This window comes from Acrocarpospora phusangensis (assembly GCF_016862995.1).
In the GTDB taxonomy this organism is placed as follows: Bacteria; Actinomycetota; Actinomycetes; order Streptosporangiales; family Streptosporangiaceae; genus Acrocarpospora; species Acrocarpospora phusangensis.
This window is the reverse complement of record NZ_BOOA01000149.1, coordinates 1-9,177: the sequence shown is the minus strand read 5'-3', so window position 1 is coordinate 9,177 and position 9,177 is coordinate 1. Positions and strand designations below refer to the sequence as shown.

Annotated in this window: 9 protein-coding genes; 7 read left to right on the top strand and 2 right to left on the bottom strand. The window is 70.8% G+C overall.

Annotated elements, in window-relative coordinates:
- Positions 1–184: 184 nt before the first annotated feature.
- Both Aph01nite_RS39985 and Aph01nite_RS39980 read left to right on the top strand, forming a co-directional pair.
- Complete coding sequence (locus tag Aph01nite_RS39985) at positions 185–1,240, top strand: AI-2E family transporter (protein ID WP_204046305.1); 1,056 nt, start codon at positions 185–187, stop codon at positions 1,238–1,240.
- Between the two features lie 10 nt (positions 1,241–1,250).
- Positions 1,251–1,667: a type 2 periplasmic-binding domain-containing protein gene (locus tag Aph01nite_RS39980; RefSeq protein ID WP_204046304.1), complete on the top strand. Its 417-nt coding sequence runs from the start codon at positions 1,251–1,253 to the stop codon at positions 1,665–1,667.
- On the opposite strand, the gene Aph01nite_RS39975 is transcribed toward Aph01nite_RS39980, so the two are convergent.
- Positions 1,640–2,944 carry a hypothetical protein gene (locus Aph01nite_RS39975; protein ID WP_204046303.1) on the bottom strand — a complete coding sequence of 435 codons (1,305 nt, stop codon included), beginning with the start codon at positions 2,942–2,944 and terminating at the stop codon, positions 1,640–1,642. The genes Aph01nite_RS39980 and Aph01nite_RS39975 overlap by 28 nt on opposite strands.
- 107 nt (positions 2,945–3,051) lie before the next feature.
- Between Aph01nite_RS39975 and Aph01nite_RS39970 the strand changes: the two genes are divergently transcribed.
- The 5 genes from Aph01nite_RS39970 (at position 3,052) to Aph01nite_RS39950 (ending at position 7,854) form a co-directional block, all read left to right on the top strand.
- Positions 3,052–3,399, top strand: coding sequence for an MmcQ/YjbR family DNA-binding protein (locus Aph01nite_RS39970; RefSeq protein ID WP_204046302.1), 348 nt, complete (start codon positions 3,052–3,054; stop codon positions 3,397–3,399).
- A gap of 151 nt (positions 3,400–3,550) precedes the next feature.
- On the top strand, positions 3,551–4,801 hold the full coding sequence (locus tag Aph01nite_RS39965) for a sensor histidine kinase (protein ID WP_204046301.1): 1,251 nt from the start codon (positions 3,551–3,553) through the stop codon (positions 4,799–4,801).
- Positions 4,798–6,159 carry a sensor histidine kinase gene (locus Aph01nite_RS39960; protein ID WP_204046300.1) on the top strand — a complete coding sequence of 454 codons (1,362 nt, stop codon included), beginning with the start codon at positions 4,798–4,800 and terminating at the stop codon, positions 6,157–6,159. The genes Aph01nite_RS39965 and Aph01nite_RS39960 overlap by 4 nt, the downstream gene beginning before the upstream one ends.
- A 75-nt stretch (positions 6,160–6,234) precedes the next feature.
- Positions 6,235–6,618: a YciI family protein gene (locus Aph01nite_RS39955; protein ID WP_204046299.1), complete on the top strand. Its 384-nt coding sequence runs from the start codon at positions 6,235–6,237 to the stop codon at positions 6,616–6,618.
- Between the two features lie 6 nt (positions 6,619–6,624).
- Positions 6,625–7,854: an RNA polymerase sigma factor gene (locus tag Aph01nite_RS39950; protein WP_204046298.1), complete on the top strand. Its 1,230-nt coding sequence runs from the start codon at positions 6,625–6,627 to the stop codon at positions 7,852–7,854.
- A 56-nt stretch (positions 7,855–7,910) separates the two neighbouring features.
- On the opposite strand, the gene Aph01nite_RS39945 is transcribed toward Aph01nite_RS39950, so the two are convergent.
- A partial coding sequence (locus Aph01nite_RS39945; RefSeq protein ID WP_204046297.1) for a fibronectin type III domain-containing protein occupies positions 7,911–9,177 on the bottom strand: 1,267 nt, incomplete at its 5' end.

The window sequence follows — 9,177 nt, the reverse complement described above, 5'->3', positions numbered from 1 at the left end:
ACATTCGGTGCGAGCTATGCAAGCTCAGACTCGAAGATCTTTTAGAGAGGATCCGGTCGGCCACACCAACGGCCGTACCGACAAGTAAAGATTAACAGCTTCTCCGCCCACCTTGTTCCCGAACCGGGTGCACTGGTGATCCGAAAGCCGGATCTTTGCAGGATCCAGGGGTAGAAACGGATCTGTGAACGAACTCAGGGTGCCGCGTGCGCTGATCGTCCTGCTCTGTGCGGCGGGGGCGGTGATCACGCTGGCCGGGATCCAGGCCGTGGGGTCGATCCTGGGGCCGGTGGTGCTGGCCCTGGTGCTGGTCATCGCGGTGTCGCCGCTACGCGACTGGCTGCGGCGCCGGCACGCGCCCACCTGGGTGATGGTGCTGGTCCCGCTTCTGGTCGTATTGCTGGTGCTGCTCGGCATGGTGGCGATCCTCACCCTGGCGGCGGCTCAGCTGGCCCTGCTGGCTCCCCAGTACGCCACGCAGTTCACCGAGCTCGTGGCGGAGGCGCAGCGCTGGGCGGCGAGTCTCGGCATGGGCAGCGAGCAGATCAACAAGGTGATCTCCACCTTCGATCCGGCCAACCTCATCGGAGTGGCGCAGGGGGTGCTGTCGGGGCTGCTCGGCGTGTTGTCGAGCCTGTTCCTGATCGTGGTGCTGCTGCTGGCCATGAGCCTGGACGCGCCGATCTACAGCCGGATCATCGAAGCCTCGGAGGCGCGCCGGCCGGCCATGTACAAGGCGCTGACCACGTTCACCGAACGGACTCGACGCTACCTCATCGTGTCGACGATCTTCGGTCTGATCTGCGCGGTCCTGGATGTGATCGCGCTCTACATCCTGAGCGTGCCGCTTCCCCTGCTCTGGGGGATCCTGGCGCTAATCACGAACTACATCCCGAACATCGGGTTCATCCTCGGCCTGGTCCCGCCCGCGCTGCTCGGCCTGCTGGACGGCGGCTTCCAGACCATGATCTTCGTCATCGTCGCGTACATCGTGATCAACGTGGTGATCCAGTCGTTCATCCAGCCGAAGTTCCTCGGCGACGCCGTCGGGCTGTCCACCACCGTGACATTCCTGTCGCTGATCGTCTGGGCGTTCGTGCTCGGCCCGCTGGGCGCGCTGCTCGCGATCCCGCTCAGCCTGCTCGCCCGCGCCATCCTGATCGACAGTGATCCTAACGGTTCGATGGCGGCCGCCCTGATTTCCGGGGAGCTCCCCGCCGCGGAACCTACGGAGACGTAGGGTCGGGGCCATGACCACGCGGCGATGGGACATCGACGAGCGACAGACCGGGATCGCGGACGGCTCCGCCATGGACCCACAGGTCCAGAGCCTGCTGGACACGATGAAGCGGGACGGCTGGGTCACCGAGGAGCCCGAGGCCCACCTGCTGCCGCACCTGCGCCGCGCCTGCGGCGAGGACTGGACGCTCACGTCCGAGCAGCTGCTCGACGACGGGGTGTACGAGGTGACCCTCACCCCCGCCGTCCACCTCAAGGGCATCGAGACGCACCGCGCCGCGATCCGCCTGCTGTCCGTGATCGCCGAGCCCGTCTTCTTCGTACGGCAGAGCGAGCCCGGCGTCTACGACTGCGTCACCGGCGTGCTCGACGGCGACCCGCCGGGCTACCGCAGCCACGGTCACCTGGTCCGGCTCATCCTCAACTGAGGTTCGGCGAGCAGTTCGGCCGGGGCGGCTTCGCGGCGGTTCCACGGCATCGCCGCGATGATCAGCGGGAAGAGCAGCACCGAGCTCATCGCCCACGGCGAGTGCAGAGCCCCCCAGTCCTGCCCCCGGAACTGGGTCAGCACGAGGTAGCCGGCCGCCGCCCAGAGCGAGCAGCCGATGATGGCCGGCCAGGCGAACCGGGTCGGCCTGGCCACCAGGAAGGGCATGAACCAGAGCAGGTACTGCGCGCCCAGCCGGGGTGTGACGATCATGAAGCCGAGCAGGATGGCGACGGTGACGTCGATCGGGTCGGCCCGGCGCCACCAGTAGAGGCAGAACGCCGCAACGGCGTAGATCGCGTACTGGCCGACCTTGAGTTTCCAGGTGCTCAGGTCCCACTCGCCGCCGCTGGACAGCGCCATCCAGCCCCAGTCGCCGGTGATCGGGCGCACGTCGCTGGGGCGCAGGCTGATCGTCTTGAGCACCTCGGTGAGCTGGTCCCAGCGCACCCAGCCGCCGAGCGGCATGCTCAGCAGGAACAGCACCGGCGGTACGGCCACGCCCACCATGGCCACGATCCGCGACCGCACCCCGGGCAGGAACATGAGCATGCCGGGGATGAGGATGGCGGGCCAGCTCTTGGCGCACAGGCCCAACCCCATCAGCAGTCCCGCGTAGAACGCCCGCCGGGTGGCGGTGTCGTCGGTACGGAAGCTGTGCCACATGCGCGCCGGCCGGTCCAGCAGGGGTTCGCCCCTGGTCCACTCCCCCGGCCCGCGGGCCACCACGTACGCGGCGACCGCGAACACCAGCGACACCGGCTCGACCTGCCCGTGCAGCGACGCGACCAGGATGGCCAGCGGGTTGCACGCGTACTGGAAGGCGCGCAGGTTCGCCTTGGGGCCGCCCGCCAGCCGGGCGACCAGCGGGATCAGGATCAGGTCGGCGACCACGGTGACCAGCCGGCCGGCGATCTCCCAGGGGATGCCGAGCCAGAGCAGCAGGCCGTACACGTAGGGGATGGTGGGCAGGAAGTGCCAGCCGCTGTTGACCGGGTTGCCGCCGTTGAGGATGGCTTCGCCGGCCGGGCGGAAGCTGTTGACGTAGTCGATCGGCTGCCAGTTGCTGGCGGCCGCGAAGCCCATGATGAGCACGCGGACGGCGAGGCCGACCGTCAGCGCGACGGCCAGGGAGGGGTTCCACCCCCTCCGCTGCGCGACGATGGCGAGCACGACACCGGTGACGAGAACGAGGCCCGTTGGGATTGCGTAGTCCATGACGGCCTCAAGACTGCCCGACCGCCGGGGGAATCAGCCACTCGGGCGGCGAAATCTCCCCATTGATTGAGGCGGTGGATACGGTGGGAGCGACCCGGGAGGCGTACATGATCGATGATGTGGCGGCGCGGTTGCGTGAGGTGTGCCTGTCCCTGCCCGAGGCGGCCGAGAAGCCGTTCGGCGGCCACACCGCGCCCTCGTTCCGGGTCCGCGAGAAGCTGTTCCTGATGACCAGCGAGGACGGGCTGACCATGATGTTCAAGGCCGGGCCCGGGGTGCAGGAGGCCCTGGTCTCGTCCGACCCGGAGCGCTTCTTCGTGCCCGCCTACGTGGGGAGCAAGGGCTGGGTGGGCGCCCGGCTCGACGTCGACCAGGACTGGGACGAACTCGACGAACTCATCCGCGACAGCTACCGCCTGATCGCCCCCAAGCGTCTCGCCGCCCTCGTGGACTGACACCGCTCCTCCGCGCTTTTCGGAGCAGAAGTTCGCATGGATGTGCGATACGGAGCGCGGGTCCCGGCTCGTACCGTTCACTCAGCTCTTCTGGTGCGTGACACGGAAGGATCCCCCATCCCCTCGAATGCTCTCTTTCGAAAGGATGGCGATGGTGGACCTGCCCAGGACCTGTCTGGTAATCCTGTGGCCGCTGGCCACGCTGCTCATCTGGATGGTCGTGGCCAAGGGCCTGGCCCGGGTGCTGCCGGGCGGGCCCCAGGTGCCGGTGTGGTGCATGCCCCGGTCGATCCGGGGACAGATCGCGCTGCTCTCCACGGTGGTGGCCGTGCTCACCCTGCTCGCCGCCGGACTCGGCATGTATCTGATGGGGCAGGGCGGCGACGACCTGTACGCGCTGGCGAGCGGACCCGAGTCCATGGCCGTGGACCGGGCGGCGGCGCGGCAGCCGTTCCGGGGGGTGGCCTGGCCGGGCTACCCCCATCTGATCGTGGCGCTCGGCCTCGCCGAACTGGTCGCCCTGGCGGCCTGGGGCGCCTGGAAGGTGGCCGGCGGGCTGCTGCGCCCGATGGAGTCGGTACGCGCCGAGCTCGCCACGCTCGACTTCGGCGACCTGCCCGCGCATGTGCCGGAGCCGGAGAACGCCCTGGAGGTCACCCGGCTGGGTGACACGATCAACACCTGCCTGAGCCGCCTGACCCAGGCCAAGGAGGAACTGGAGGAGGTCTCGTGCCGGCAGCGGCGGTTCGCCTCCGACGTCTCCCATGAGCTCCGCAATCCCGTCGCCGCCCTGCGGGCGGAGCTGGAGGACGCGCAGCTGGATCCCGCCAGGGCCCGCCTGCCCGACCTGCTCAGATCGTCGTTGCGCCAGGTGGTACGGCTACAGGCGATCATCGACGACCTGCTCTGGCTGTCGCGGGTCCGGGCCCGCGGGTCGGCGGAGCGGCAGCGGCTCGATCTCGCGGCGCTCGTCAGGACCGAGATCTCGCAGCGGGCCGACCGGCTGCCGGTCCTGGTCGATCTGACCCTCGGCGCCACGGTCGCCGCCGTGCCGTCCCAGATCGGCCGGCTGCTCGCCAACCTGCTGGACAACGCCCAGCGGCACTCCGCCAAGCTGGTACGGGTCGAGGTGCGCGCCACCCAGGCCGTGGTCGAGCTCGTGGTGAGCGACGACGGGCCGGGGATCGCGGCGGCCGACCGGGAGCGCGTGTTCCACCGGTTCATCCGGCTGGACGACGCCCGCAGGCTCGACGGCGACGGCACCGGGCTGGGCCTGGCCATCGCCCGGGACATCGCGCACGCGCACCAGGGCACGCTGCGCGTCGAGGAGAGCGCCGGGGGCGGCGCGCGGTTCGTGCTGCGGCTGCCCCAGGTCCGGCCGGGACGGGCGGTGCCGTCATGAAGCTGGGGAACTACTCGATCAGGGGCCGTCTGGCGCTGTTCACGGGCCTCGCGGTGGGGGCGCTCTGCATCGTGTTCTCCCTCGTCCTGCTGGTCGCCCTCAACCGGATGGCCACCCGGAGCCTCACCGACGAGGTCACGGCCGTGGGCGAGCTGACCGCGTACTACGTGGACCGGGGAGAGCTGAGCAATCCGCTGCCGCCCATCCCGCAGGACCTGGTCCGGCCCGTCCAGGTGGTCGATCCGCACGGGCGGGTGGTCGCCGCGACCAAGGACCTGCAGGGCAGGCCGGCCATGGCGCATTTCCTGCCCAGAAGCCCGCGGCGGGTGGCCAGCCAGGTCGTCTGCGACTCGATCCTCACCGGCGGGCGCTGCCACGTCGTCGTCGCGCAGCAGGTGTACCGCGACGGCAACTGGACGATCTACAGCGCCGCGCCGGCGCTTCCGTTCTACGTGTACCCGGGCGTGATCGCCATCCTGGTCGTGGGAACGGCCATCCTCACGCTCACGGTGGTCTGCGGCGCGCGGCGCAACGTCACCAGCTCGCTCAGGCCCGTCGAGGCCATCCGGTCCCAGCTCGACCACATCCGGAGCACCAACCCGGGCCGCCGGGTGCCGGTCCCCACCGCCAAGGACGAGATCTACCGGCTGGCCAGGAGCGTCAACCAGACGCTGGACCGGCTGGAGTCCGTACTGGACCAGCAGCGGCGGTTCTGCTCCGACGCCTCCCACGAGCTGCGCACCCCGATCACCGCCATGCGCACCCAGCTGGAGGTCGCCCTGATGGCGCCGGAGGACACGGACGTGCCCCAGCTGTGCGACGCGGTGCTCCCGAGCATCGAGCGGCTCCAGGCGATCGCGTCGGACCTGCAGACCCTCACCCGGCTGGACACCGGCGTGCCGGGCGATCGGCAGAAGGTCGATCTGTGCGAGCTCATCACCATGGAGCTCGGGGCGTCGAACGGCAAGGTGGTGCAGCGGCTGCTGCCGGGCGTCACGGTGCTGGGCGACCGGTCCGGGCTAGGCCGGCTGGTCGGCAACCTGGTGCAGAACGCGCAGCGGCACGCCTCGTCCACGGTGACGGTCACGCTGCGGCGCGGGAACGGCGACCCGCGGTTCCCGCTCGGCATCGCGGAGGTCGAGGTGCTGGACGACGGCGACGGCATCGCCGCCGACCAGCGGGAGACGGTCTTCCGGCGGTTCACCCGGCTGGACACCGCGCGCAGCAGGGTAGCCGGGGGCGTCGGGCTCGGCCTGCCCATCGCCCGGCAGATCGCCGAGAGCCACGGGGGCACCCTCACCATCCAGGACAGCGACCGCGGCGCGCGCTTCGTGCTCCGCCTGCCGCTGCACTCCTAGCGCCCTCGTGTCGAAACCGCCCCTCGCCCGTTCGACGTCCGGGTAAGAAGGACCGACGTCGAAGAAGGAGACCTCATGAGGGTCATTGTGATGATCAAGGTTGCCGGTGCGGACGAGGCGAGGATCACGCCGACGCCGGAGATGATGGCGACCATGGAGGAGTACAACCAGCGGCTGATCAAGGCGGGGATCATGCTGGACGGCGGCGGTCTCAAGCCCAGCTCGGAGGGCGCGAAGGTCATCTTCGAGGGCGGCACCACCTCGGTCGTGGACGGGCCGTTCACCGAGTCCAAGGAGATCATCGCCGGGTACTGGATCTGGCAGGTCAGCTCGCTGGAGGAGGCCGTCGAGTGGGCCCGGCAGTGCCCGGCCAATCCGGACGGGACGCTGCGGGAGGTCCTGGAGGTGCGCCCGTACTTCGAGGAGGAGGACTTCGTGGCGCTGGGCGCCGCGGGCTGAGTCCGCATGGACGCGCGGCGCACGGTTGAGGCGGTGTGGCGGATCGAGTCCGCTCGCCTGGTGGCCTTCCTGGCCCGGGTGGTCCAGGATGTCGGGCTCGCCGAGGAGATCGCGCAGGAGGCGTTCGCGGCCGCCCTGGAGCAGTGGCCGGAACAGGGCGTGCCGCGCAACCCCGGCGCGTGGCTGACCACCACGGCCAGGCGCAGGGCGATCGACCTGATCCGGCGGGAGCGCGTCAGGGACCAGAAGTACGCCCGGCTTGCCGCCGGCCTCCTGGCTCCGGAGGCCGGCGGCGGGGCGGACGCGGAGTTGTTGTCGCTGGTCTTCGTCGCCTGCCATCCGGTGCTGCCCCGCGAGTCCCGCGCGGCGCTGGCCCTGCGCCTGGTGGGCGGCCTCAGTACCGAGGAGATCGCCCGCGCGTTCCTGGTGAGCGGCGCCACCATGGGGCAGCGGATCAGCCGGGCCAAGCGGACCCTGGCCGAGGCGCAGGTGCCGTTCCGCATGCCCGCCGACGGGGAGTTGCCGGCCCGGCTGTCCGCGGTGTTGGAGGTCATCTACCTGATCTTCAACGAGGGCTACTCGGGCACGTCGGGCGAGACGTGGGTGCGCGGGGAGCTGGCCGAGGAGGCCCTGCGCCTCGGCCGGATCCTGGCCGGCCTGCTGCCCCGCGAGCCGGAGGTGCACGGGCTCGTCGCGCTGATGGCGTTGCAGGCGTCCCGCTTCCGGGCCCGCACCGGGCCGGACGGCGAACTCGTCCTGCTGCAGGACCAGGATCGTTCCCGCTGGGACCGCACGCTGATGGCGCACGGGCTGGCCTGTCTCGCCCGCGCCAGGGGGACGGGCGGGCCGCTCGGGCCGTACACGGTTCAGGCGGCCATCGCGGCCTGCCACGCGCGCGCCCCCCGGTTCGAGGAGACCGACTGGGAGGCGATCGTCGCGCTGTACGACGCGCTCGCCCAGTTGGCGCCCTCACCCGTGGTGGAGTTGAACCGGGCGGTGGCGCTGCTCCACGCGGACGGTCCCGAGGCGGCGCTGCTCGTGCTGGACGCCGTCGGCGCCGATCCCCGGATGGCCCGCCACCACCTGCTCGGCGCCGTACGCGGGGATGTGCTGCTGCGGCTGGGCCGGCGCGCCGAGGCGGCCGAGGAACTGGAACGGGCGGCCGCCCTGGCGCCGACGACGCGGGAGCGCACGCTGCTCATGGAGCGCGCCGCCGCCGCGATCTCGGGCGGTTAGGGTACGGCTCACGCCCGGCGTCCCGGCGCGGGCGTGAGCCGTACGGCTGGGGCCGGCTAGAAACCGGCGGTGATGCGGGTGAACTCCCAGGTGGGCTGGGAGATGCCGCTGCAGTTGGAGACCACGCCCCCGCCGGGGCACGGCCGGTCGCGGTTGACCGCCCAGAACGCGAGCCGGGTCAGGCCCTTGGACTTGGCCCAGTCCCTGATCGCGGTCCAGGCCGCGGTGGTGGTCAGCTCCTGCTGGTCGGACAGGCCGTTCATGCCGGAGATGCCCATCCGCGCGTACGCCTGCGCGTCGGTCCAGCCCCAGGCGGCCTTGAGCGCGTTCTTGAGGCCTTCGGACGCGTTGATGGTGTCGGTCTGGATGTTGCCGCTGCCGAAGTCGAACGGCATGATCGTGTAGTTGTCGATCGGCACGTTCAGCGCCTTGGCCTGGTTGATCAGGCGGATGCCGTGCGCGTTCGGCCCGGTGGTCGTGGTGCCGAAGGTGACGACGACCTTGACGTTCGGGTTGTTCTGCTTGACGATCTTGAGGGCGTTCAGGATGCGGTCCTGCACGGTGTAGTTCTCGAACTCGTCCCAGTTCTCGATGTCGAAGTCGACCACGGCGGGGCCGACCGCGTTGATGACCTGCTGCACGGCGCCCGCGAAGGCGGCCGGGGTGGCGCAGTTGGGGCCGAGCTTGTTGCCCTGCCAGCCGCCGAAGGAGATCTGCACGCTGCCGCCCGCGGCCTTGATGGCCGAGATGGCCGCCGCGTCGGGGCCGCCGGTGAGCGGGCGGTTGCCGTCCCAGGCCGGGTTGCAGCCGCCGCTGGACAGGATGAACGCCATGGTGAAGGACCGGACTCCGGTGGCGGACATCACGCTGGCGGGCGCGGGCGGGTCGCCCCAGCCCATGAAGAGGTACGGCGCGCCGGGCATCTTGCTGCCGGGCGGGGGCGGCGGGCAGCCGGTGGTGGAGCCGGTCACCGGGTTGCTGGCCGCCGACTCACCGTTGGCGTTGTACGCCCTGACCGTGTACGTGTGCGTGGTGCACGAGGCGAGCCCCGAGTGGGTGGCGCTGGTGCCGGTCACGGTGGCCCGCACGGTGGTGCCCTCGTAGACGCGGTAGCCGGTCACGGTGCCGCTGGAGGCGCCCCAGGAGAGCGAGATCGAGGTGTTGGTGGCCCCGGTCACGGAGGGGTTGCCCGGGGTGCCGGGCGTGCCGGGCGGTGGCGGGGTGCCCCCGGCGCAGGACGCGCCGTTGAGCGTGCAGTTGCTGACCACCGCGCCGGCGCCGCCGGGACTGCCGTTGAAGCCGAAGCTGGCCGTCCCGCCGGCC